Below are 24,087 nucleotides of genomic sequence, written 5' to 3' on the forward strand. Positions count from 1 at the left end.
TTAAGCTATTTTTTCAATTCTTATCCATAACTTGGTTCTTTTCATCCATTATTAACTACCATAATTATGAATGAAAATTAGCATATAATATTTTACCAATAATACAAAAACTAGCATAGAATCTCTTTAAATTCTTTACACTTTCTTATTTTTTTGTACACCTTATTGACAATTTTCATTTTGTTATATCTATTTATTCAACAAAAAACGCCAAAATCATCTTTTGATTTTAGCGTTTTTTTCGATAGGGCTTTTTTTGCGATAAAGCTAGCAATTTTCACAATCCTGCAATGCATCTAGCAGTTTTTCCATATCACAAATCTGCTGACACATTGTATCAATCATACATCGTAGAATAGGTATTAACTCTTGGCAAATACAGAATCTCAATACATTCTGTGCCAATCGTACCCCACCCTGATGATGAACAATCATTTCCCTTAGATAGTTGATATTAATATTATTAGAGACTGGTGGTGCACACATCGCCTGGAACATCGCTTGGGTAATTTCTTTGTAGGCACACATATATTCATACAATTCATACTCCGAATTTTGGACGATACAGCATCTATTTTGTATCGCTTCCAAGCATTCTAGCGTCTCTGTACTTGTTTTAATAATTTCTAATGCGAGATTTTGAACAGCTATATTTGTTGTATAGCGTAAAACATTTTCTGACATCTTAATGGCAGCGACTTGATGCGGGATAATTTGTTTAATAAAATTTTCAGAGATACTACATGTAATGGTCACATAGGTCATACCCTGTATCATTTTATCGAGGATTCGTTGATATTCCTCTAAATATGCCTTTGTAACATTACTGAGTTCAATTGATTTAGCCATTAGACACACTCCTTTCAGAGTAATGTATGCCTGAAAGGTTGATGTGTGGTAGACAAATGTACCAATGAATAATCATTAGTTCCCTTAAGTGCTTTTATTATTTTAGCGTGCCAGGAGTATAGTATGGCTCACCAAATGTTTTTGCTACACCCTATGCATTACGCGCAAACCTATTTTGTATTTTTATATGTATCCAAGCACTTTTGACAAATACATTTGCGTAATTCCTGTGGCACTGCTTGAAAGATTTCTTCAGGAAAATACACTGTCATGCACCAACAGTCTTTTTGCCCATTGGCTATACCGCAGTGATTTCCTTTTCCACATAATGGACAATTATTTTCTTCAACGGTCATTGGGCTAATCACCTCCTTAATTACTCTACATAATAACAAAAGAGGAGTACATACATACCCCTCCTAAATTTACTTATTGATTTTTCCCCTGAATCTGTTGCTTTACCTCTGTAACGTCTGTATCACTATACATCTCCGTACCGTGCCCACCATTCTGTGCCAAAAGCTTTTTTACCTCATTGTAAGATAAGCCTGCCTCTGCATTTTTTCTTTTGACATCATTAATATCGGTACCAGCAACAGTATACTTGGCATCATTTTGATTATTCATGGCTTCTATGACCTCCTATAATTCATCTGGCTGCAATTCAATTAGTTCGTCACCTTCACGTTCCACTCTTTTATTTAGTTCTTCAATCGGTATAGCATCTACTGTTTGCATATCTTCGTGCAAATCAAAAATGCTAATCCTATCTGAATCAACCATATCAGGCTTATCCTTACTTGCTAAATTCATAAACATCTTTTTTTCATGTGGTATATTGTCTTTATCCATTATTCTCACTCCTTTAACACTAATGTGTGTAGTGGTGAGTATTTTATGTGTTTTTCATTTTTATACTTTTATCAACACGATGATATTCAGAAATTTGTATAACTCTCACATGCTTTGTATGCAGTTCATGATATATTCCCCTACTATCTGTAAAGGATATATATTGATCTCGTTCACTCCGAACCAACGCTTCTGCCTTTTCCTGAGACTCAATATGAATAAATCTTCTTACATAATGCACTTCATCAAAGAAATATGTTATTTTATACTCTTTCATTTGGCTATAGCTCCTTGACTACTGAATTTACTGCTTATCATGTCCCATTATGTAATTCTTTATCGGATTTTTTCATACCGTTAGCATATCTTATAGAAAAACATGAGGAGGTGATGGCATTGGTCCATACAGTGAAAACGGGAGAAACATTGCCTCAAATAGCCAGAGATTATCGTACATCCCTTTCATCTATCATTGCAGCCAATCCAGGAATCAATCCAAATGCACTTTATATAGGACAACAAATAATCATACCTGGAATTCCTAGTGCCAATACAATTCCCTATAAAATTGAAATATCCACAGATAATCGCTGGCTTCGATTATATAAAAATGATGTTCTGCAAAAACAGTATCCGATTGCGGTTGGTAGAATGCTACATGTTACACCGGTCGGTAATTTTATTATCATAAATAAAGCTCCAAACCCTGGTGGTCCCTTCGGCACAATGTGGATGAGTCTTTCGAAGGAGCATTACGGCATTCATGGAACTAATGATCCTAGCTCTATCGGGCATGCCGTATCACGTGGCTGTATTCGCATGCATAATCAGGATGTTGAGGAGCTAGCGAGCATTGTTCCAATCGGTACGAGTGTATTTATTCATCCTTAAAAATTTAAAAAGGCTATCTCTTCTTTCCATAGTCAGATAGCCTCTTGCCTTAGTTATTCTACTTCTCTAGATTGAGCTAGCTTCGATAAATAGTATTGCTCCTCTCTCAGCATATGATCCGCCATAAGTGCTGTAAACGTTCCTAATACTTCTGCACTTAATTCCATTTCCTCTAACTCACGTAAAAAAGTTTTAAATAAAGTCATTTCTAGCTCTACTTCTTTATTAAAGCGGTTTAATGCGGGAAATGTTTCTATATTAGAACGTAAATAACCAGTAAGCTCTACTGCTTTTAAATAAAATTGATCAAAATGCTGTGTAAATTCGTGGCTTTTTTGCTTCAGCCTTTGTTCCACCCCATCCAAATCATCATGAATGGCTCCTGCATGTCCTGATGCATCTAAAAGCCAGAGTAAATGATGATGCAGTTCATGAAAAATAGGTGGAACTTCTCCTTTCTTAAGATAGCTTAGTACAATTTGATATTCCTCTAATTCATTGACCATATGATTAATAAAGGTTGGTGGTAGATGAATATTAATATTTCCTACTAATTGCTTTCTGAGGATATGAAATTTAAATTGCTTTAGTTGCTCTACTGCTTCATCAACAGTTACTGAAAAGGATACCGCATTATTGGCATCTATTGAATTCACATAAGCAAGCAGTTGTGTAAATTGTTGGATAAATGAACTCGCCTTTTTAATTTCCTCTGTTTCTGATGGATATAATGAATCATGAATGAATTGAGAATGATCTTTCAGTATTCTCAGCCAAAATCGATGCTCAAATACTGCATGCTGTAAGTAATTCGACAACATTACATCTCCTTTATTCTGTTCGTTGCTCTATTCTATTCTTCTTAAAAATCTAATATTAATGATTGGATGAAAGTTAATCCCTCTAATTGTCTTTTCGTATAGGATGAAACGCTTATAGCTATACTACATAATGCTGAAGCAACAAAAAGAATTGGAGGGATACGCTTGTCCACAAAAAACAATTTATTATCTATTTTTGCTTTAGGTGGCATTAATGAGATTGGCAAAAATATGTATGTAGTACAGTATGGAAACGATATGCTAATCATTGACTGTGGTGCAAAGTTTCCAGATGAAAGCTTGCTGGGAATTGATTTAATCATCCCTGATATTACGTATTTACAGGAAAATAAAGAAAAAATTAAAGCATTAATTGTGACACATGGGCATGAGGATCATATTGGTGGAATCCCCTACCTTTTAAAAAAGTTGAATGTTCCTATTTATGCCACACGATTTACGCTTGGATTAATCGAATTAAAACTAAAAGAGCATAAGCTTTTACGAGAAACCGATTTAGTAGAAATTCATTCTGATTCATCATTAAACTTTGGACAAGTGGATGTTAGTTTCTTCCGAACAAATCATAGTATACCTGATTGTCTAGGAATCGTTTTCCATACTCCTGAAGGAAATGTAGTACACACTGGTGATTTTAAATTTGATTTAACACCTGTTAATCATCAGTTTGCAGATATTCATAAGATGGCTGAAATCGGCACAAATGGTGTATTAGCCCTTATCTCTGAAAGTACCAATGCCGAAAGACCCGGGTTAACACCATCAGAAATGCTTGTCGGGGATCATATTGAAGAAGCATTTTTACATGCCCAGCGTAAAATTATTATTTCTACATTTGCCTCAAATGTGAATCGTATTCAACAAATTGTCAATGCTACTATCGCTACGAATAGAAAGCTTGCATTGTTAGGTCGCAGTATGGTGAATGTGGTAGATGTAGCTCTTGAACGAGGATATTTAAATATGCCAGAGGATATGTTAATTGACGCACGTGAAGTAAAATATCTCCCACCTGAGGAAGTAGTCGTTCTATGTACAGGTAGTCAAGGGGAGCCATTAGCAGCTCTATCACGGCTAGCAAGTGGTAGTCATCGTGAGGTAAAAATCTTACCTGATGACACCGTTATTTTAGCTTCATCCCCTATTCCAGGAAATGAAAAGGGTGTTTCACGCATTGTCGATAATTTATTTCAGCTTGGGGCAAAGGTTATTTATGGCTCCTCTAGCCACACAGGTATGCATGTTTCAGGACATGGCTATCAGGAGGATTTAAAACTAATGCTCACTTTAATGAAGCCTAAATTTTTCATTCCCATTCATGGAGAGTTCCGAATGTTACACCAGCATCGCTTGCTAGCAGAATCTGTTGGTGTCAAAAGAGGACATACCTTTATTATGAAGAATGGGGATGTTGTTGATATTGAAAATGCAAAGGCTAGACAAACCCGAAAAATTCCGTCCGGAGACACATATGTAGATGGCATTGGTATCGGTGAGGTAGAAGGTATTGTCCTACGTGATCGTAAACAGCTTTCTGAGGATGGAATGCTAGTCATCGTTTTAACACTTAGTAAGGCTGATGGAACATTTATTTCAGAGCCAGATACAATTTCACGAGGTTTTGTTTATGCAAAAGATTTTGAGGAGCTTTTAACAAAAGTTAATTTTCTTGTGAAAGAAACAGTCAATGAGCTACAAGAGGAAGGTAGACAGCAAATTCATGTCTTAAAGAGAGAAATTAAACGCGCTGTGGGTCAATATCTTTTTACACAAACAAAAAGAAAACCAATGATACTGCCAATTATTATTGATATATAAAAGTCGGTGCGAGGGTTCAACTTCTCTCGCTCGCACCACTTATTTACGCTACTGAATGCTGAATGTTTTAAAAAAGTCTGTTCCCTGTATGTCCTTGACTAATTCGCCCTTAAAAATTCTATATAGCAAAAGATTGTAAAGGTGCTGAACCTGATTAAACCCATGACATACATTTTTGGCGTGCCCTTCTATCGGTACAGAGAAATGGTGGAAATACTGTGGTAACCCATCTATTTGGGTCAATAAAAAATCTTTATTGTTTATTAAATGCTGCACTTTATTTAAAATTTGTACCATACTATATTGAATCTCAATAGTTGGAATTTTAAGGGAAATATGATGTAGATGGTACCATTCTTTATTAACACGATACCAGTTCAAAAAATGGTATAAATAATCGCTTAAAATAATCGATTCATCTGGAATAATCGCTACGAGATCCTTGGCAATCCATACTTCTTCTTCACACTGATACACTTGCTTATTGGTAGCATTTAAGTTAGTTTTCGTAAGTATGATAGTTTTCGCGGGGACTGTTGTACACTTAAAATATTTTTCATATGTACGATCAATTTTCGGTAATTCAGCAATTTTACCATTTGGTATTAGCTGCTTTAAGTATTTTGCTGAAATGAAGGGAGATCCTCTTTTTGAGAAATATTTTTTCTTCGGTACTATTTCACCAGTCTCTATTATAGCTACCTCATCTAATCGATAACATTTAACCATGCTTGAATCCTCCAATCTAACATACATGGAAACTCATTTTTCACCTGCACTTGCCATAATAAAAGCTTCCTTTTATTAATTGTACCATTTTAATGCAACATAATCTCTATTATACCAACATAATAGTATATGCATTTTTAAGGTTTTTCACTAGCTTTTTACATAGAGGTGATTCATATGTCAGACTTTTTAAAGCTAGTAGGTGAACAACTCCGTATTATCAGAGTATCCAAGGGACTTAGTCAGGAAGAAGTGGCAGAAAGAACGGGAAAATTAGGTTTTAGCAAAGGTAGAGTTTCAAATATTGAACATGGGCAATCAAATATTACTTTGAGTACTCTAGAAACACTAATGAAAGCGTTAGATATTGCCCCTGAGGAGCTTTTTAATTTCCAAAAATTATCTGGCGTTACTGATATTGAAGAAAAGAACCTCATGCTTGATATCCATCGTTCATTATTAAGGGAGCGTAATTTAGACGAAGTAAAATACGTAGTACGCATTACGAAGGATTTTTTAGATACGATTGATTTACAATCAAAGAAAAACAGCTCCAATGGTCAATAACATTGGGGCTGTTTTTAACAATAAGGTTAAAAATTCTTTTTTGAAATTTCTTGATACACTGCCTTAATTCGATTAATATCTACCTCATACTTATTTTCATACTTTCTAGCAATATTTTGTATTGGCTCCTTAGGTCCATAATAAATAGTATTAAAATCTTCATTACTGTATTGTACAACAAAAATTTCATCAAATGCGTTAAATGTATTCTGATTTAAGGTAATAAAACCTGTGCTTTGTGCTGTGGTTTTTACACTAATTTTTTTTCCATTACTGATGACATCAAACCCATGTTGATTCGTCTGTTTAGAGAGACTGCCCATCGTAACGATTGCACATAAAAATTCACCAATTCGTCCAATTAAATGACGTAATTCTGTAGGTTTACAGCCAAGGAGACTCATTTCATACTTTAGTATCTCGTTATAATCCTCATATAATTTAACGATTTGACTGGTACTAATAATATTTAATGACTCAGGTGTAGTATTAATGTTAATAGGTTTATCATATAGAACCTTTACACCGTTTCGCCACTCTCCAACGATTAATTCACCATTCTGTTTTTGTGGCTTATGAAATATAAGGCCAGTATATGCAAAATTTTCTCCTATGTATTTGTATGTGCTTTTTGTAATGTATTGAAATAAATGCTTTTGGAAAAGGATTCCCTTGTTATACCGATTGTAACAATAGTCCGATAAAATAACACTTCCTGGATTTGTATTGAATTTTCGTTGTAACTCTTCTTTTACTTGTGCAGTTGTTACGATTTGATTCACTTTATCCGCCAATAATTCTTTAATTTGCTCATAGATGGTCATAGCGAAGATTGCCTCCTTTTTTCTAAATCCTCTTTATTTTATCAAAAGGCATACCCTTATTTTGTCCATATAAAAAAATCCATTTAGCTAAAGCCAAATGAATTTAATGCTGTAAAAAAACTATAATGTCTATGAAGTAACGAAGCCTAAATAATAAATGTTTATATAAAATTGGAATAGCAGAGGCTCATCGCACACCCCTAGGAAAGAAAGCTATAACGAATATTCTATTAAATACAAAAAGCCTTCTATCTAGCACAAATACAAGTCAATCATGCACATATTCTTATTAATTCAGCAATCTTCCCCCTCAAAACAAAGATTTCCTTATGCATTCGACAAAACAAACACCAAGTCCTGAATGGGAATTATATTGTAGTTTTTATTCCATACCGAATTTTTGGCGGTATCCGCATTTTCTACAAAGCTCCTCGACCGCTTCTCTCCGTGAAAATCCATCGACAATATTATTTGCACGTTCTCCTTCCACAATTTCACCAAAGGATTTCTCATGCACATTCCCTAAATTAATGACACCCTCACCATCTAGACAGCATGGCACAACAGTACCATCCACTAAAATAGCAGCCTGGCTTCGAAGTGCATGGCAAAAACCCTTGCCTTCATCCTCAGGAGCAAGTAAGCTTGGCCATCTAAATTCATGATCCTGATTTAAATAAATATTAGGAGCAATTTTTACACCTTTACCAGGCTGCACTTTTTCTTCTATGTGATAGTCTAGATGGTATTCATTCTCTAGAACTTCCAATGTTTCACGGTTTCTACGGGCAGCGATTTCAGAGACATGGTCCTTTTGTAAATTCCATAAACGATAGGAAATAATTGTATTGTATTCTCGCGCAGCACGAACAAAATCCAATATATCTCCTAAATATTTTTCCCGATTTTCTGATCCCTCATGTCCATCAAAGCTATGTAAAGAGAAATTGATTTGACGTAAGGCTGGTTTTCCTAGTAGCTTTTCACGATTCTTTTTAATCAGCGTCCCATTTGTTGTAATATTCACTTTAAAACCCTTTGCATGTGCAGCATCAAGCAGCTGGTCAATTCGAGGATGTAACAGTGGCTCTCCCTTTACATGTAAATAAATATATTTTGTGTGCGGACGTATTTCATCCAGTATGTGATTAAATTGTTCTACTTTTATCAGACCCTTTGCACGGGCAGTTGGCGGACAAAAGCTACAGGCTAAATTACAGACACTTGTTATCTCTATATAAACCTTTTTAAATGTTCTCAATGTTGATTCACCGTTCCAGTTCTTTAAATATTCAAATCCTTTTTATTTTAACAAATTTATATGATAAGGGGCAGCTTTCAGTGTTGCCTTATTCTCTGTATTATTTATTCATTGTAAGGCTACATGAACAAGACAGTTCGAAAAATATCAATATTTTAATAATGATACTAAAATGAAGGGAGTGAAAACTATGTCTGATCATAAACGTGATAATGAACACTCAAAGGATCCAGCCAAAAATCATATTACCATCAATTTTACTTTTAACATCGGTAATACGGATATCCACTTTGAACAAAGGGCTGAGGGTGGTGGGCAAATCAATAAAGATGTAGGTACTAATGCCAACCAAGGCGGTCAAAATGCAATTAACGGCAGCACTAGAAACGTAAACTCTCAATTCGCCGATGGAAATGGTCGCAGCGGTATAGCTGGGAATGATAATGATGAAGCTGGAGGACAACAAGGAATAAAAGTAAGGGATAGTCTCGTTATTGATAGCGATATCCATTCATCCTCTAACCATAGTGAAAGTAATGAAGAGGAGAATGAATAAGTAGAAGCTTTTATTGTTGTTGAAATACTATTATGTCAATGAAATCAAGATGACAAATTAAAAGTAAAGTCCTTTTTCAAAACGAGGGGTTGATCTCCGTTCCGACTGAGTGCTTTGTAGCTGTCGCTTTGCTTTCGCTACAGAAAACATTTGCCGCTGACGCTTCGCTTTCGCGCAGAGCAGAGCTTCCTGGGGGCGTCCGATGAGCCGCTTCACTACTCGCTCCAGGGTCTCATCTGTGACGCTGAATGTCCGAGGAGTCACTCAGTCTACACTCCAATCAACCACTGCTCATAGTATTTTCTTCTGGCATTTCACACAAATTAATAGTGATAAATTTGAAGTCTTAGCCATCACTATATTGTGCAAAAATGGAGCTTTGATAACATTTTTCTATGTGAATGCAGAGCGACAGTAATAAGTGGCTTTTTATGTAAAATGAAAAAGTAGTTTTATGCATAGAATGTAGGTTAACAGCTATAGAATTGTACCACTATTCTATCCATTTAATGATGGTGAGTAACATGTTTTTATTTTACTTTTGAGGGAAGAAAATATTTAAAGTTCTACACTATTGCAGATTGGAGTGCAAGGCTACTCGACTCCCGTGGGATAGCGAGACAGACGAGACCCTGCACGGAGCGTCAGCGCAGGAAGCGGCTCGTCGCTCGCCCACAGGAAGCTTTGCTCTGTGCGAAAGCGAAGCGACAGCAACAAAGCGAGTAGCCTGGAACGGAAATCATCTTCATTTTGACTAAATATTCACAAAGGTATCCTTGACCATTTAGTTTTTAAACACTATGAAAAGCTTCTATTTGTAGTATCAACAAATAGAAGCTTTTGGTTTGAAAGAGCCTGCTCATACATTTCGTTTATAATTCTTTGTGCCATCATAAGAATATAATACAGGCTTACCATCAACATATGTTTCTAAATGAACAGGACGCCCCCAAAGCTGGTAAATATATGGTAGGACATTTTCTAAATAGTGTGGATCTAGCTCCATTCCCTCATAGCCATGTACTAAATAAAGCTCCCCATTTCGAAGATAATCTCCATTTTTGACGACAATATAAGGAAATCCTCCATTAACACGCATAGAAACGAGCTGATCCCTTACCATCTCATATTCCTTATCTGTAATACGGTATTCATTTCCCTTTTTCTGGAACAAATAGAGATCCTCTTGTTTTGCTAAATCCTTTGTTAAATAGTTGCGAATAAAGGAGATATCCGATTCTATCTCCCTTACCTCAAACATTTTCTCCCTACCTGAATTCGGTTGAATACCTAGCTTTTTCATATCTTCTGTTGGATGATTATAACGATTTTCAATATCCTCAAATATTTTCACACCTAGATAATAAGGATTTATAGACGTCTTTGAGGGCTGCACTACGCCTGCATTTAATTTTGCATATTCGATTGTTTCCGCTGTTGTGAGTTTAAGCTCTCGCATTATACGCTGATGCCAATAGGAAGCCCAGCCCTCATTCATAATTTTTGTTTCTAACTGTGGCCAGAAATAGAGCATCTCTTCTCTCATCATCGTCAACACATCTCGCTGCCAATTTTCTAGCTCACGGCTATGCTCCTCTAAAAATAATAATAGATCCTTTTCCGGCTTTGGCGGAAATTGCTTTATTTTCCGACGAATTGGACTTGATTGTTTTTCCTTATTGTCTAAATTCCACAAATCATCATAAGGCGATTTTGTGGGGATAATTTCCTCTTCAAATACTTCCTCTGTATCCCAGGATAGCTTTGGACGTAAAATAGATGGATCGATATGCTCCTGAATTGCTAAAACTGCATCCAAGAACTTTTCAACCTCATCCTTGCCATAGTCTCTTTCATAGCCAGCAATCCGTTCAGCTGTGGCCGTCATACTCTCCACCATATCTCTTCTAGTATTAGAGAAGCGTACATTATTTTTAAAGAAATCGCAATGTGCCAACACATGAGCAATAATTAGTTTATTCTGCGTTAAGGTATTTGTATCAAGTAAAAATGCATAGCAAGGATTCGAATTAATCACTAGCTCATATATTTGACTTAGTCCTAAATCATATTGGAGCTTCATTTTATGAAACTGTTTCCCAAAGCTCCAATGTGAAAACCGTGTAGGCATACCATATGCGCCGAAGGTATAGATTATATCTGCTGGACAAATTTCATAACGCATTGGAAAAAAATCTAAGCCAAAGCCTGAGGCAATTTCCGTAATTTCATCAATCGCTCGATGCAGCTCATTCATCTCCATTTTTTCTGCCCCCTCCTTTGAACATATATGCTTGAAACGTTTCTGATTTATTCCTCATCTTTTTTGAAAAAGCTCTTTAAGGCATCATACACATCGCCTTTCTTTTTCAAAATATGATACCTAAATTTCGGATCATCTATCTTTTTGTAGGTGTACATTAGTGTAGAAAAACGATTATGCTGATTCACTTCACCATATCCAAACATACTCGAAACTTCCATTAACTCGTTAACCAGCTTCAAGCATTTTTCATTATCCATTGAAATGTTCTCACCATCTGAAAAATGCACTGGATAAATATTGTAGCGAGAAGGGTTATACTTTTCTCGAATTAGCTCCAGCGCTTTTATATAGGCTGACGAACATATAGTGCCACCACTTTCTCCCTTTGTGAAAAATTCTTCCTCCGTAACCACTTTTGCCTCTGTATGATGGGCAATAAACTCAATTTCCACTGTTTCATACTTAGAACGTAGAAATTTCGTCATCCAGAAGAAGAAGCTTCTCGCACAATATTTTTCAAAGGAACCCATCGATCCACTCGTATCCATCATCGCCAGGACAACTGCCTTGGATTCGGGCTTCTCTACTTCATCCCATGTTTTAAAACGTAAATCATCATTATGAATTGGCGTTATTTCTGGTTTTCCTTGCATCGCATTACGCTTAAGTGCATTTAGAATTGTGCGTTTTTTATCAACATTTCCCATAAGACCTTTTTTCCGAATATCGTTAAATTCGATTTTTTCAGTTTTAATATCTGCTTTTTCTTTTTGTTGTAGATTAGGTAGCTCTAGCTCATTAAATAAGACTTTTTGGACCTCTTCAATGCTTACTTCAGCCTCATAATAGTCTTGGCCCGGCTTATCACCGGCTTCCTTCCCTTTACCGGCAGCTTGATTGCCTCTGCCAGGCTCGCGAGCAACTAGATCCCCTACATTACTGTCTCCTTGTCCTTGCCCAACATGCTTTGAATTATCATAGTTATATCGAATTTTATATTCATCCAGTGAACGGATAGGAATTTTTATAACATCACGGCCATTGGACATGACTATACTTTCCTCACTAACTAAATCAGGCAAATTATTCTTGATTGCATCTTTTACCTTTTCCATATGACGTTGCTGGTCCTGGTGCCCTTTACGATGGAGGGACCAATTTTCCTGAGAGATGACAAAGCGTTTGTTTTCGTGTTCAGTCATTTTTATCCTCACCCATCTGCTCAAATTCGCTTTTTCTATACTATGCTAGAAATCCTCTTTCTTGAACATTTTTCGAGAAATCAATTATGTTCGTTTTTTTTAGTATGAAGATAAAAGGAGTGGCCCTTAAATTGGGACACTCCTATTACTCCTATCAAACTTGTTTATCGATTTAACAGACTACCTACATATTGCAGCAATTCATTAGCAGATGCTGTATTATAGCCATGCTCATCGACTAATCTTGCAACAACCTCATTAATTTTCTTAAGCTGTGATTCATCCGGCATTTTTGAAGATGTTGTAATTTTCACGACATCCTTTAAGTCTGCAAATAATTTTTTCTGAATCGCCTCTCGTAATCTTTCATGAGAATTGTAATCAAAACGCTTACCCTTTCGAGCATAAGCAGAAATCCGAATTAATATTTCCTCACGGAATGCTTTTTTTGCATTTTCTGAAATGCCAATTTGCTCTTCAATTGAGCGCATTAATTTTTCGTCAGGATTCATTTCCTCCCCAGTCAAAGGGTCTAAAATTTTATTTTTATTACAAAACGCCTCTACATTATCAAGATAGTTGTTCATCAATGTTTTTGCCGATTCCTCATACGAATAGACAAAGGCCTTTTGTACTTCATTTTTAGCAATTTCATCGTACTCACGACGAGCAACCGCAATGTAATTCATATATTTTTCGCGATCCTCTTGTGAAATGGAAGCATGTTGATCCAATCCATCTTTTAGTGCCCGTAAGACATCTAATGCATTAATAGATGGTATCTCTTTGCGAATAATAGCCGAAGAAATACGATTAATGATATAGCGTGGATCAATACCGTTCATGCCTTCATTTGGGAACTCTTTTTTAAGCTCCTCCAAGTCAACGGAATTAAATCCCTCCACATTTTCTCCGTCGTACAGGCGCATTTTTTTTATAAGATCCACACCTTGCTTTTTCGGTATTTCTAGTCTTGTGAGAACCGAAAAGATTGCTGCGGCCTTTAATGCATGTGGCGCAATATGCACATGGGACATATCACTTTCTTTTATCATCTTTTCATAAATATGCTCTTCCTGGCTAACTTTCAAGTTATACGGAATTGGCATAACAATAATACGTGAATGTAGTGCCTCATTTTTTTTATTGGAAATAAATGAACGATATTCCGTTTCATTTGTATGCGCTACGATTAATTCATCAGCACTAATTAATGCAAATCGACCTGCTTTGAAATTCCCTTCCTGGGTTAAAGATAATAAATTCCATAAGAATTTCTCATCAAGCTTTAACATTTCCTGAAATTCCATCATACCTCTATTTGCCTTATTTAGTTCCCCGTCAAAGCGGTAAGCTCGAGGGTCCGATTCTGAACCAAACTCTCCAATTGTGGAGAAATCAATACTACCTGTTAAATCTGCAATATCCTGTGATTTAGGATCTGATGGTGTAAATGTACCAATGCCTACACGTTTGTCTTCTGAAAAAGTTATACGTTCAATCATCACATTTTCAATACGCCCATCGTATTCCTTTTCTAGACGCATCGTATTTAAAGGTGATAAGCTTCCTTCAATTCTTATGCCATACTCCTCAAAAAATTCATTACGCAAATGATGAGGAATCAAATGTAGTGGATCCTCATGCATTGGACATCCCTTAATTGCGTAAACTGCGCCTTCTTCTGTTCGCGAAAATTGCTCAAGCCCGCGTTTTAACAAGGTCACGATTGTTGATTTTCCTCCACTTACGGGTCCCATTAATAACAAAATACGCTTCCTCACATCTAATCTTCGCGCTGCTGGATGGAAATATTCTTCCACCAGTCTTTCAATTGCTGTCTCAAGCCCAAAAATTTCTTGCCCAAAAAATTTGTACATTTTTTGCCCATCGCGTTCCTCTACACCAGCACTTTTTATCATATTGTAGACGCGTGAATGGGCTGTTTGTGCAACTTCAGGTCTTTCCTTAATGATGCTTAAATAATCTGCAAATGTACCTTCCCACTTCAGCCGATTTTCTTCTTCGCGATAGCTTTTCACTTTATCTAAAATGTTGATAGCCTTCCCTCCATTCAGGGCTTGATTTATAACATAGTATGAAGTAAATGACATTATGATACCCAATACTTTTTCTTTGCCAAAGTTTCTTCTTATTGTTCTATTTACCGATGAAAATATTGGCTGTACGATATTAATTTATTTTAGTAACGTACTACAGCAATCCACTTCTTTTCCCACAAAAAGTACTGAATGAAGAAAAAAAATTCGGTTATTCTAACGTTAGAAAGGAGGTCCATTATTGAATCGCCATTTTATTTTTCTTTTATCATGCATATTATTATGGAGTTATACTAGCCCCGCCATTGCTTTGGCAAATGATAAACCCTCAGAAGAAGAAATTATACAGCAACGTATGACCTATTTTGTCCAATTTGATGAATTACTCATTCCTTGGCATTTTTTAGCAGCCATTGACCAATATGAGCGTAATCTGCAATCCGTTCGTAAGGATATACCAAAAAGAGATGGTATTATTGCCATTCAATTTTCCGATGAATATTGGTCAGGCGCTTTAAATCCTATAAAAGAGGATACCTCTCCCGAAACGATAAGCTATTTCGGAGGAATGGGTCTCGATGGTAATGGTGATGGTGTTGCCAGTCCAGCAGACGATGCTGATGTCATATTTTCCATGGCGAATTTTTTAAGCAAATTTGGAACAACTGATGAGGATTTTAAATTAGCTTTATGGAATTATTATGGAAATGAGGAAGCTGTTAATCAAATCTTCACCATCTCCACTATGTATAGACATTTTAAAACAACCGAACTTGATGCTCATACCTTTCCAATCCCTACAAATTACGATTACAGTTATCGAGGTACTTGGGGAGATAACAGAGGCTGGGGTGGACGACGCATCCATGAAGGAACAGATATTTTCGCTAATTATGGAACTCCTATAGTTTCTACTTCATATGGCGTAGTGGAAATAAAAGGTTGGAACCAATTTGGTGGTTGGCGAATAGGCATTCGCGATAATCATAATTCATATCACTATTATGCCCATCTTGGTAGCTATCATAAGGATATTGAAGTAGGTGACATTGTCGAGCCTGGCACTGTTCTTGGTTATGTAGGAAGCTCTGGCTATGGCAAGGAAGGTACATCGGGTAAATTTCCACCTCATCTGCATTATGGTATCTATAAATTCAATGGACGCACAGAATGGGCATTCGATCCATATCCTTCATTATTACAATGGGAACGACTAGCCAAAAAGGCAAAGGCAAAACAATAATTGAGTAGCACTTGATGTTTTTGCAGCAAGTGCTTTTTTTATTTAGGTAGAAATACTTAACAAGCAGCGAATTTTTTTAGGAATATTTGGGAGGTATATACATTTCACTACTAACGATATTTTTCGCCATTTATTATTGTACTAAAAAACTATTTTAAATTTTCCCACTAAAAGGACTTATTTATACACTGATTTAGTTATAAAATAATATTTGTAATATAACAATTTGCATCTATGCGGATTATTAAACACGAAAAAGGATGGGAAAGATGAAAGGGATATTTCAGTTTAAAACACTTAAAGCAAGGATTTTAGGTGCATTTCTTCTATTGTTGGTTTTTGTTTTTTGCTTCATAACCTATACTTACCTTTCTAATATTCGGATGGAGAAGCAGGCAAAGGGCCTAGTAAACGAAGATTTAATTGTGATGACAGCCAGTAAAAATTTAGCTATGTCTATGAGTGTTCGATTATCATCGGCTTTAAGCTATGTTTTATCAGGCGATGAAAAATACATAGAGACGTTCAATCAATACCGGCAAATTGCAGAGGAAAGCAATAGTATTGTAGAAAAATTTGAAAATACACCGGAGCGTGAAAAACTAGTAGCAATGGCACGGGAATGGAGTAATCGTGTAAATACTCAAGTATTTGATGTCTATAAAAGAGGTGACAAAGAATTAGCGTTACAAAATTTAACAGCTATTAATGATCTTGTAACGGAAGTTCGCATCGGTTATGAGGAATTAGCCAATAATCGTTCTGAATCTATTACAAACGTAGGGAATGAAGTTGTCTCTACAAGCTCCAGTAATAAAACAATTGGCACAATAGCTAGTATTATCTTGACGATTGCTGGCATTGTTATTGCCATTATAACTGCAAGTAAAATTTCAAAGCCCATTACGATTGTTTCAGAACGTATGGGAGAATTAGCAAATGGTAATCTTCGCCATGAGCCGCTATTTATAGATCAACGGGATGAAATAGGTCAATTAATGCTGGCCGCAAATGAAATGAATCAAAAATTAAAGCAAACAATTAGCTCGATTCATACTGTTTCAGAAACTGTAGCAGCAAGTAGCGAAGAGCTTGCTCAATCTGCCAATGAGGTCCAAACGGGAACAGAGCAAATAACCGTAACAATGCAGGAGCTTGCCTCTGGTACTGAAACACAGGCATCTACTGCAAGTGATTTAGCGGAAACAATGACTTCATTCCAACACAGTATTCATGATACGACAAAAGAGGGTATTGAATTGAACAAACATTCAGGTCATGTTCAAAGCTTAACTTCGACAGGTAAAAATTTAATGATCCAATCTACACATCAAATGAACGCGATAAATGAAATTGTTTTAAATTCAGTAAGAAAAGTCGAAAGTTTAAACGAGCAATCGGCGGAAATTTCCAAGCTAGTGTCGGTTATTGATGATATCTCAAACCAAACAAACTTACTTGCTTTAAATGCCGCCATTGAAGCAGCTCGCGCAGGAGAACATGGAAAGGGCTTCGCAGTAGTAGCCGACGAGGTGCGTAAGCTGGCTGAACAAGTCCAATTCTCTGTGACAGATATTTCAACAATCGTTAACCGCATCCAAGGGGAGACTGGCAATGTAACAACGACACTCCAATCAGGCTATGAGGAAGTAAAAAAGGGTTCAGCCCAATTAAATCAGACAAATGAAACCTTTGAACAGATATCAGGTGCTGTTGAGGATATGATTCTCAATATTAACGCCATATCGGAAAATTTAAATAAGCTAGCTCAAAACTCTGAGTCCGTCAATACCTCTGTCGATGAAATGGCCTCGATTTCCCAAGAATCTGCAGCAGGTGTGGAGCAAACAACAGCAACAATAGAGGAAACCGCAAGTACTATGGATGAAATTTCAAGAAGCGCAAGCCAGCTCGCCGGTTTGTCCGAAGAGCTAAACAGTCAGTTGCAACAATTTAAAATCTAAAAATTCAGCGCTTCTCGATAGCTGTTTTGGACTGCTTAGCTGTTTCTTGCGATGCCCAAGCAGTTTTGGGGTATACCTGAGCAAATTCTTGCCATACCCGAGCAGTTTTGGGGTATACCTGAGCATGTTCTTGCCATGCCCGAGCAGTTTTGGGGTACAACTGAGCAAGTTCTTACCATACCCGAGCATTTCCCGGGAACACCTGAGCAAGTTCTTACCATACCCGAGCATTTCCCGGGAACACCTGAGCATGTTCTTGCCATACCCGAGCAGTTTTGGGGTACACCTGAGCATGTTCTTGCCATACCCGAGTAGTTTTGGGGTACACCTGAGCATGTTCTTGCCATACCTGAGCAATTCCCAGGAAAACCTGAGCAAGTTTTTACCCTACCCGAGCAGTTTGCGGGGGTGCCTGAGCAATTTTTCAAACTCACCGAGCAATTCCTTTGCCCCTCAATTACTTGTTGCTAAATCAAACTTTTATGAGAAAAAGCTATCCCGATTTATGTTAATGAATCGAGATAGCTTCTAAATTTTATTGCCAATGGCGAATGGGCACTCTTTCAAGTTCATAACGCTTGATAATCACACTTATCTTCTGATACCATTTTTCACATAACTCTAAGGACTCTAGGTACTCGTCCTCCTCCCTAGAAATGGGCTCCTCTTCATCTAAAAAAACATACTCTAAAATAGGGTCTGATAAATTATCAGCTACAATTTTCAAAACTAATTGAGAGACTGTATTATACGCAGGATCATCTTCATCAATCTCCTCTACTTCAACATCCTGTTCACCCTCTAATAAAGAACCGCTTATTAAATGATTACTTGTTCTTGCAATAAATATTTCATCCTCCACTATTGCTACTTCATATATTTTATCAAAATGGATGACCTTTTTTATCAATTCCTCCTCTAAATCTTCCCTACTTGCGAAATAAAGTGTATTCGTTGGTTCGTCTAACAATAAAGCACTTAAGCTATCCTCTGAAAGGATACACTGTGTATGGGGAATTGCCAGCAGCTCTCGTTCACTTGCCTCTCTCAAATCTTCTAACCATCTTAAATAACTATTACGCTCTTTCAAGTAATGTATACTTCCGACAATTATTAGAACTATGCCTATAAGAAAATACAGCCTATTAAATAGAATTGATTCAACTGCATTTGCTAGTAATAAATAGATAATTCCTAGAAAAAAGACAAAAAAGGTTTTCACCTATATCCCACCCTCAAGAAGAAAATGATAGAACAATTACAACCATATATAGTAGAAATTCTATTCTACTCATGACCTTTTCATTCTTAAATATCAAGGGTATTTTAAGATAGAAGTAATAAAAATAGCGAACCTAAAAAAGATGATGGCTGCACAATACAGACATCATCTTCTTATAAAGTTGCCTAAAATTTTTAAAATTACTCCATTAACTCTTCCTTGCTTCCGACATCATCTAGGCTCTTATCTTGTTCTATCCTGTGCATTTCAAGTACATGCTGTGTAGGAGGAATAAGTAAACTCACTACAACAATGGTGATGCCTGTAATCACAACACCTGAGAAAACAGGAGCCTGCCATAACTCATTCAATAAGCCTAAGAAACCTTCAGATTGGATATTGAGGCTGGGGACATGTGTCAATGATGTAACGATATAGTATACCAGCCCTACTGAAATACTTGCCCAAACTGCTGGCGTACTTACTCGTTTCCAGAATGGTCCTAAAACAATTGGCCAGAAAATTGTTACGAATATAATGTCCCACGCTAAATACGCTAAATCAATTACTTTTTGGAAGCTCAATGCGAGCACTAAGCCTAGTAAAGCACTTGCAAGAATAATAGCACGGGAAAATCTTAATAGCTTTTTAGGATCAGGATTACGGTTAATAAAATCTAAATAAATATTTTTTGTCACAATTCCTGAAGTGGCAACATAGCATGCAGCTACCGTTGACATCCCCATAGCAGCCATTGCCGTTAGGAAAATTGCCGCTAATAATGGAGGGAAATACCCTTGTGCAAATGTAAGCATTAATGTTTCTGGATTTGAACTATCAGGATAAATGGTCTTGAATGCCTCTCCTAACATTCCTGGAATCCAACTAATTGCAATAATAATTGATCCTGCAATAATCATACTACGCTGTGCTACTTTCGGGCTTTTGGCAGCAGCTACCCTTTGTCCTAAATCCACTGCTGGAATGTCGCCAAGTGCTAGTACAAGATAAAGGGTCCAAAACTCTGCCCCAGCCTTTTCGAATAATGTACTGATATTCCACCATTCAGGATTGAATGTAACATCTGGATAATAGAACAAAATGAAAATCGTTATTCCTAAGATTCCTGCTACTGCAAGAGCACCCTGTACAATTTCCGTATAGGCTACTGCCCACAGCCCACCAATCACTGAATAAAGAGCCGTTAGTGATACAAATAGTAATGCGGCAGGTACAAAATCAATTTGTAAAAGTTGCTGAATAATATATGTTCCACCCACAGTTAGCGCAGCTGCATTAAAGACCCCAAAGGCTATTGCCATCACGACTCCTGTATATGCACCTAGCTTCTTACTTCCATATCGTAATCCATAGTAATCTGCTAATGTCCAACCCTTCAATCTTCGTAGTGGCTTTGTCCAGATAAGTGCCCCAAGAATCATACAGGTACCTAAGCCGCCCATTGTTGCTGAACCTTCAAACCCTCCACTTGTATAGCCTGAACCAACAGCAGCAAAAAAGAAGGGTGCGGCTAATAAGGCGGCAACTAAGCTTCCTGTTACGACAGATAGTGGCATGCTCCATCCAGCAACAATTAAATCCTCGGCAGTATTTACACGCTTATAGCCTTTATAGCCAATATAATAAATAAAAATTAAGTATAAGCTAAAGATGATTATATTTAACATAAGTATGGCTCCTTAGTTTTTCGCTTTATCCATTCATAACAACCCCACCATTAGGCGTTAAAAGCTGTCCTGTATAGAAATTGGCATTTTCTGAGGCTAAAAATAATACACTCTTTGCAATTTCCTCAGGTTGTGCTAATCGTTTTAAAGGATATTTAGCGGACTCCTCCTCTACATAGTTGTCACCAAATTCCTTAAGGATATCAGTAAATGTGCCACTAGGAGCTACTGCATTGACTAAAATAGAAGGGGCTAATTCTCTTGCTAAAGCTTTTGTAAAAGCGTTAATTCCACCTTTAGCAGCCGAATAATGCGTAAACTCTTCACAACCTAGACTACCAATATCAGAAGAGATATTAATAATTTTTCCACTGTTTTGTTCCTTCATTCTTTTTGCTGCTTCACGACAATTATAGAAGCAGCCATATAAATGTACCTTAATCATTTTATCCCATTGCTCGTCAGTCAAATCTGTAATGCTTGAAGCCTGAGCAAATCCGGCGTTATTGACAAGAATATCAATTGCGCCTAAATGTGTATCCATATATTGATACATGTCTTGCACTTGCTGAGAATTCGATACATCTGCATTGAATTTAATTGCCTGAACGCCAAACTTTTCTGCTTGTGCACGAACCTCTTCTGCTTCCTTGTCATCCCCAATATAGTTTATTAAGAGATTAGCACCGTGTTCCGCAAAGCCTAATGCGATAGCTTTGCCGATGCCTTTACTTGAACCAGTTACAAGAACATTTTTTCCTTTAAAATTAATTTCCATAATGATCATTCTCCAATTTGAATTTTGAAACGAGTGCCTGCAATTCTTCTGCTGTTTTTCCTAATGAAGAAGATGCCTCTTTTACTTCCTGCATTGCTGTCAATTGATCTTGTGTTGCTGTTGAAACATTTGATGAGAATTCCGAAGACTGCTCTGCTGATTGTTTAATGTTATTTACAGATGCAGCGACTTCCTCAGATGAAGCAGATATTTGCTGAGATGCAGCCGAAATTTCACGAATTTGGCTTGCAACCTCCTCAGACGAAGTGAGAATTTCCTTAAAGATTTCTCCTACCTCATTGGTAAATTCCATACCAGCCTTTACATCCTCTTTACCCTTCTCCATAACCGTAATAGAAGCGTTTGAATCAGCTTGAATTGTACTAATCAAATTGTAAATTTCAGTAGCAGATTGTGATGATTGCTCAGCTAAACGTCTTACCTCATCAGCCACCACCGCAAAGCCCTTTCCGTGCTCTCCAGCTCTTGCTGCCTCAATAGCGGCATTCAATGCTAATAAATTTGTTTGATCTGCGATGGCTGTAATAAGGCTTACAATATCGCTAATTTTTTTCGTATTGGAATGTAATCCATTGATGGTTGTGCCGATTTGTTCCACAGAGCCATTAATTAGCTCCATCTGTGTAATTACTTGCTGAACAACTTGATTCCCACGTTCGGAAGCTTGAGATGCAGCAATAGAAGATTCAGCTGCCGTATTAGCAGAGTCTGCAATTTGCTGAATGCCTGTCGCTGTTTCTTCCATTGCAGCTGCTGTTTCTTCTGTCATCACCATAGAAGCCTCAGCATTTTGTGTAATTTGTCTCATATCCTGAGCAATATTTGTAGAACTGTTATATGTCTCCCCTGCATGCACAGTAAGCTGATTAGCTGCAGAAGATACATTGTTTGATGTATTTCTTATGTTTAATATGATATGTTGCAAATTGGACACCATCTTATGTATAGATTCAGATAAATTTCCAATTTCATCCTTCGTAATTTCTAAATCAACATTCATCAATTCACCATTTGCGACCTGATTGGCTACATTTACTACTTTCTTTAATGGCTTTAATAAACGATCAATAATTATGTAAACTAAAATTAATAAAATAACAATACCAATAACAGCAATCACAATCTGTTTAGTGACACTTTTTTTAATAATGGTGTTAATGTAATCCGCAGAATAATCAATACCTAATAATGCTATTAGTTGGCCGTTATCATCCTTAATAGGACTAAAAACTGTTCTCCATGAACCAAAAGGATCTTGGAAAATATCAGTTACCTCCGTACTGTTATTTTTAATAGCCAATTTAGCTGTCTCTACATGCTCATCTGCTAAATCCGTAAAAATTTCACCTGCTTCATACACATCATTTAAATTGGTCGTATAACCTATTGGGTTGACGCCACCCTCATCCTTGACATCCCATATGTAGCTCCAGCTCATAATTCCTTGTTCCTCTTGGATCTTATCGAGCTGCTTTTGAATTTTTGTAAATTTAGCGTTGGTTTCCCCTTTTTCGGTCAATAAAGCTTTAATCTCATCACTATCAAGATTCATGGCTGTTAATAACCCAACACTTTTTAACTCTTGCTCTAAATCTACAGTCATTCGATTGTTTAATTCTCTAATACTTTGTGTAGTAATCACAATTATTAGAAGTAAAACAATAATGCTCACTGTTAGTAAAAGTTTGTTTTTTAATGAAGCATTCTTTAAGAACTTCATTATTACTTCCCCCTTATTCAAATTTTTTATAAAAAAATAACCTATTTCACAAAAAGAAATAGGCACAAAGAATATAACTAGCATTATATGTACGTAACTAGCAATCTTCTGCAACCCAGCCATCATAGCATTCATTGCCTTAGACCTGTGGCTTTGCGTCTCTACTTTTCAGTAGATTTGCCTATCTTTTTCCTCCTCAAATTAACACAATGGGTAAAAGTAGTCAATGGAACCATTTTAAAATACGCATTTCTTAATACTTATTTACCATCAATTAACAATCAGCGGAATGATTCTAATGACACACGAACACATAAAAAGAGTAGCTACAAAAATCGTAGCTACTCTTATGTTTTTATATTCACTTACCCCTAAGTGTTTATTCCTATTAAAATCACTATACGTTGTGTGTCATAAGTAAGATTGTTGGTATAAAAGATAAAACAAACATACATAAATACCATACTGATGTACGACGTAATGAAAAACGAACCTGTTTTTTCTCTGCATAAAAGATGTCTAATATAATTGCAACAATGAGTGGCGTACTAACACATGCAATAGCAACTAATAAGATGTCAAAATAAACCATAAAAGCACCCCTCTGTTCGTAAACATTTATTTTCCCCGTTTGTGACAACTTTGTGTCATCTAAAGTGTACACAATTCCGTCACATTTTGTCAACTAAATCTTGAAAAGAAAATTGTGATTTTAACAGTATATTTACAACCTT

At 36.5% G+C, this 24,087-nt stretch carries 24 protein-coding genes and 1 riboswitch; of the genes, 7 read left to right on the top strand and 17 right to left on the bottom strand.

Annotated features, from left to right (window positions below):
* Window positions 1-267: 267 nt before the first annotated feature.
* The 5 genes from QNH24_RS22670 to QNH24_RS22690 all read right to left on the bottom strand — a co-directional run bounded on the left by QNH24_RS22670 (window position 268) and on the right by QNH24_RS22690 (window position 1,978).
* Window positions 268-849, bottom strand: coding sequence for a DUF305 domain-containing protein (locus QNH24_RS22670; protein ID WP_283869655.1), 582 nt, complete (start codon window positions 847-849; stop codon window positions 268-270).
* A 170-nt stretch (window positions 850-1,019) separates the two neighbouring features.
* Window positions 1,020-1,205: a cysteine-rich CWC family protein gene (locus tag QNH24_RS22675; protein WP_054772416.1), complete on the bottom strand. Its 186-nt coding sequence runs from the start codon at window positions 1,203-1,205 to the stop codon at window positions 1,020-1,022.
* 73 nt (window positions 1,206-1,278) lie between these two features.
* Window positions 1,279-1,476: a gamma-type small acid-soluble spore protein gene (locus QNH24_RS22680; protein ID WP_283869656.1), complete on the bottom strand. Its 198-nt coding sequence runs from the start codon at window positions 1,474-1,476 to the stop codon at window positions 1,279-1,281.
* A gap of 15 nt (window positions 1,477-1,491) precedes the next feature.
* On the bottom strand, window positions 1,492-1,701 hold the full coding sequence (locus QNH24_RS22685) for a YczO family protein (protein WP_283869657.1): 210 nt from the start codon (window positions 1,699-1,701) through the stop codon (window positions 1,492-1,494).
* Between the two features lie 43 nt (window positions 1,702-1,744).
* Window positions 1,745-1,978, bottom strand: coding sequence for a hypothetical protein (locus QNH24_RS22690; protein ID WP_054772414.1), 234 nt, complete (start codon window positions 1,976-1,978; stop codon window positions 1,745-1,747).
* Between the two features lie 119 nt (window positions 1,979-2,097).
* Between QNH24_RS22690 and QNH24_RS22695 the strand changes: the two genes are divergently transcribed.
* Complete coding sequence (locus QNH24_RS22695) at window positions 2,098-2,592, top strand: L,D-transpeptidase family protein (protein ID WP_283869658.1); 495 nt, start codon at window positions 2,098-2,100, stop codon at window positions 2,590-2,592.
* A gap of 53 nt (window positions 2,593-2,645) precedes the next feature.
* Here QNH24_RS22695 and QNH24_RS22700 read toward each other — a convergent pair whose 3' ends face one another.
* Complete coding sequence (locus QNH24_RS22700) at window positions 2,646-3,413, bottom strand: DUF2935 domain-containing protein (RefSeq protein ID WP_430674393.1); 768 nt, start codon at window positions 3,411-3,413, stop codon at window positions 2,646-2,648.
* Window positions 3,414-3,578: 165 nt separating this feature from the next.
* Here QNH24_RS22700 and QNH24_RS22705 point away from each other — a divergent pair, with 165 nt between their 5' ends.
* Entirely contained in the window at window positions 3,579-5,252 is a 1,674-nt protein-coding gene (locus QNH24_RS22705) for a ribonuclease J (protein ID WP_283869660.1), read from the top strand.
* Window positions 5,253-5,300: 48 nt separating this feature from the next.
* On the opposite strand, the gene QNH24_RS22710 is transcribed toward QNH24_RS22705, so the two are convergent.
* Window positions 5,301-5,981 (bottom strand): restriction endonuclease subunit S, encoded by a 681-nt coding sequence (locus QNH24_RS22710; protein WP_283869661.1) that lies wholly within the window; start codon window positions 5,979-5,981, stop codon window positions 5,301-5,303.
* Window positions 5,982-6,158: 177 nt separating this feature from the next.
* Between QNH24_RS22710 and QNH24_RS22715 the strand changes: the two genes are divergently transcribed.
* On the top strand, window positions 6,159-6,548 hold the full coding sequence (locus QNH24_RS22715; RefSeq protein ID WP_283869662.1) for a helix-turn-helix domain-containing protein: 390 nt from the start codon (window positions 6,159-6,161) through the stop codon (window positions 6,546-6,548).
* Window positions 6,549-6,574: 26 nt separating this feature from the next.
* Here QNH24_RS22715 and QNH24_RS22720 read toward each other — a convergent pair whose 3' ends face one another.
* Both QNH24_RS22720 and QNH24_RS22725 read right to left on the bottom strand, forming a co-directional pair.
* On the bottom strand, window positions 6,575-7,372 hold the full coding sequence (locus QNH24_RS22720; RefSeq protein WP_283869663.1) for a DUF7225 domain-containing protein: 798 nt from the start codon (window positions 7,370-7,372) through the stop codon (window positions 6,575-6,577).
* A gap of 382 nt (window positions 7,373-7,754) precedes the next feature.
* Window positions 7,755-8,633, bottom strand: a complete 879-nt coding sequence (locus tag QNH24_RS22725; RefSeq protein ID WP_054772409.1) for a radical SAM/SPASM domain-containing protein — start codon at window positions 8,631-8,633, stop codon at window positions 7,755-7,757.
* 190 nt (window positions 8,634-8,823) lie between these two features.
* On the opposite strand from QNH24_RS22725, the gene QNH24_RS22730 reads away from it, so the two are divergent.
* Entirely contained in the window at window positions 8,824-9,189 is a 366-nt protein-coding gene (locus QNH24_RS22730) for a hypothetical protein (protein ID WP_283869664.1), read from the top strand.
* Window positions 9,190-10,048: 859 nt separating this feature from the next.
* Here QNH24_RS22730 and QNH24_RS22735 read toward each other — a convergent pair.
* From QNH24_RS22735 to QNH24_RS22745, 3 genes are all read right to left on the bottom strand, one after another.
* Window positions 10,049-11,452 (bottom strand): SpoVR family protein, encoded by a 1,404-nt coding sequence (locus tag QNH24_RS22735; RefSeq protein WP_283869665.1) that lies wholly within the window; start codon window positions 11,450-11,452, stop codon window positions 10,049-10,051.
* A 47-nt stretch (window positions 11,453-11,499) separates the two neighbouring features.
* Complete coding sequence (yhbH, locus tag QNH24_RS22740) at window positions 11,500-12,657, bottom strand: sporulation protein YhbH (RefSeq protein WP_283869666.1); 1,158 nt, start codon at window positions 12,655-12,657, stop codon at window positions 11,500-11,502.
* 164 nt (window positions 12,658-12,821) lie between these two features.
* A complete protein-coding gene (locus tag QNH24_RS22745) occupies window positions 12,822-14,717 on the bottom strand; it encodes a PrkA family serine protein kinase (protein WP_353051150.1) in 1,896 nt (631 codons plus the stop codon).
* 241 nt (window positions 14,718-14,958) lie between these two features.
* Between QNH24_RS22745 and QNH24_RS22750 the strand changes: the two genes are divergently transcribed.
* From QNH24_RS22750 to QNH24_RS22760, 3 genes are all read left to right on the top strand, one after another.
* Complete coding sequence (locus tag QNH24_RS22750) at window positions 14,959-15,960, top strand: M23 family metallopeptidase (RefSeq protein ID WP_283869668.1); 1,002 nt, start codon at window positions 14,959-14,961, stop codon at window positions 15,958-15,960.
* Window positions 15,961-16,229: 269 nt separating this feature from the next.
* On the top strand, window positions 16,230-17,924 hold the full coding sequence (locus tag QNH24_RS22755; protein ID WP_283869669.1) for a methyl-accepting chemotaxis protein: 1,695 nt from the start codon (window positions 16,230-16,232) through the stop codon (window positions 17,922-17,924).
* 51 nt (window positions 17,925-17,975) lie between these two features.
* Window positions 17,976-18,239 carry a hypothetical protein gene (locus QNH24_RS22760; protein ID WP_283869670.1) on the top strand — a complete coding sequence of 88 codons (264 nt, stop codon included), beginning with the start codon at window positions 17,976-17,978 and terminating at the stop codon, window positions 18,237-18,239.
* A gap of 220 nt (window positions 18,240-18,459) precedes the next feature.
* Here QNH24_RS22760 and QNH24_RS22765 read toward each other — a convergent pair whose 3' ends face one another.
* The 5 genes from QNH24_RS22765 to QNH24_RS22785 all read right to left on the bottom strand — a co-directional run bounded on the left by QNH24_RS22765 (window position 18,460) and on the right by QNH24_RS22785 (window position 23,945).
* On the bottom strand, window positions 18,460-19,146 hold the full coding sequence (locus tag QNH24_RS22765; RefSeq protein ID WP_283869671.1) for a hypothetical protein: 687 nt from the start codon (window positions 19,144-19,146) through the stop codon (window positions 18,460-18,462).
* A 200-nt stretch (window positions 19,147-19,346) separates the two neighbouring features.
* Entirely contained in the window at window positions 19,347-20,834 is a 1,488-nt protein-coding gene (locus QNH24_RS22770) for a sodium:solute symporter family protein (RefSeq protein WP_283869672.1), read from the bottom strand.
* 25 nt (window positions 20,835-20,859) lie between these two features.
* Entirely contained in the window at window positions 20,860-21,612 is a 753-nt protein-coding gene (locus tag QNH24_RS22775; protein ID WP_283869673.1) for an SDR family NAD(P)-dependent oxidoreductase, read from the bottom strand.
* A complete protein-coding gene (locus QNH24_RS22780) occupies window positions 21,602-23,353 on the bottom strand; it encodes a methyl-accepting chemotaxis protein (protein WP_283869674.1) in 1,752 nt (583 codons plus the stop codon). Before QNH24_RS22780 ends, QNH24_RS22775 begins: the two co-directional genes overlap by 11 nt.
* Window positions 23,354-23,459: 106 nt before the next feature.
* Window positions 23,460-23,545, bottom strand: a riboswitch (cyclic di-GMP riboswitch).
* Window positions 23,546-23,750: 205 nt separating this feature from the next.
* Window positions 23,751-23,945, bottom strand: coding sequence for a hypothetical protein (locus QNH24_RS22785; RefSeq protein WP_283869675.1), 195 nt, complete (start codon window positions 23,943-23,945; stop codon window positions 23,751-23,753).
* Window positions 23,946-24,087: the final 142 nt, after the last annotated feature.

This window comes from Lysinibacillus pakistanensis, assembly GCF_030123245.1.
Classification (GTDB): domain Bacteria; phylum Bacillota; class Bacilli; order Bacillales_A; family Planococcaceae; genus Lysinibacillus; species Lysinibacillus pakistanensis.

Excerpts from the sequence above, each read along its gene's own strand:
- QNH24_RS22670 (WP_283869655.1), bottom strand. The coding sequence starts at position 849 with ATGGCTAAATCAATTGAACTCAGTAATGTTACAAAGGCATATTTAGAG.
- QNH24_RS22675 (WP_054772416.1), bottom strand. The coding sequence starts at position 1,205 with ATGACCGTTGAAGAAAATAATTGTCCATTATGTGGAAAAGGAAATCAC.
- QNH24_RS22680 (WP_283869656.1), bottom strand. The coding sequence starts at position 1,476 with ATGAATAATCAAAATGATGCCAAGTATACTGTTGCTGGTACCGATATT.
- QNH24_RS22685 (WP_283869657.1), bottom strand. The coding sequence starts at position 1,701 with ATGGATAAAGACAATATACCACATGAAAAAAAGATGTTTATGAATTTA.
- QNH24_RS22690 (WP_054772414.1), bottom strand. The coding sequence starts at position 1,978 with ATGAAAGAGTATAAAATAACATATTTCTTTGATGAAGTGCATTATGTA.
- QNH24_RS22700 (WP_430674393.1), bottom strand. The coding sequence starts at position 3,413 with ATGTTGTCGAATTACTTACAGCATGCAGTATTTGAGCATCGATTTTGG.
- QNH24_RS22710 (WP_283869661.1), bottom strand. The coding sequence starts at position 5,981 with ATGGTTAAATGTTATCGATTAGATGAGGTAGCTATAATAGAGACTGGT.
- QNH24_RS22715 (WP_283869662.1), top strand. The coding sequence starts at position 6,159 with ATGTCAGACTTTTTAAAGCTAGTAGGTGAACAACTCCGTATTATCAGA.
- QNH24_RS22720 (WP_283869663.1), bottom strand. The coding sequence starts at position 7,372 with ATGACCATCTATGAGCAAATTAAAGAATTATTGGCGGATAAAGTGAAT.
- QNH24_RS22730 (WP_283869664.1), top strand. The coding sequence starts at position 8,824 with ATGTCTGATCATAAACGTGATAATGAACACTCAAAGGATCCAGCCAAA.
- QNH24_RS22735 (WP_283869665.1), bottom strand. The coding sequence starts at position 11,452 with ATGGAGATGAATGAGCTGCATCGAGCGATTGATGAAATTACGGAAATT.
- yhbH (WP_283869666.1), bottom strand. The coding sequence starts at position 12,657 with ATGACTGAACACGAAAACAAACGCTTTGTCATCTCTCAGGAAAATTGG.
- QNH24_RS22755 (WP_283869669.1), top strand. The coding sequence starts at position 16,230 with ATGAAAGGGATATTTCAGTTTAAAACACTTAAAGCAAGGATTTTAGGT.
- QNH24_RS22760 (WP_283869670.1), top strand. The coding sequence starts at position 17,976 with ATGCCCAAGCAGTTTTGGGGTATACCTGAGCAAATTCTTGCCATACCC.
- QNH24_RS22770 (WP_283869672.1), bottom strand. The coding sequence starts at position 20,834 with ATGTTAAATATAATCATCTTTAGCTTATACTTAATTTTTATTTATTAT.
- QNH24_RS22775 (WP_283869673.1), bottom strand. The coding sequence starts at position 21,612 with ATGGAAATTAATTTTAAAGGAAAAAATGTTCTTGTAACTGGTTCAAGT.
- QNH24_RS22780 (WP_283869674.1), bottom strand. The coding sequence starts at position 23,353 with ATGAAGTTCTTAAAGAATGCTTCATTAAAAAACAAACTTTTACTAACA.
- QNH24_RS22785 (WP_283869675.1), bottom strand. The coding sequence starts at position 23,945 with ATGGTTTATTTTGACATCTTATTAGTTGCTATTGCATGTGTTAGTACG.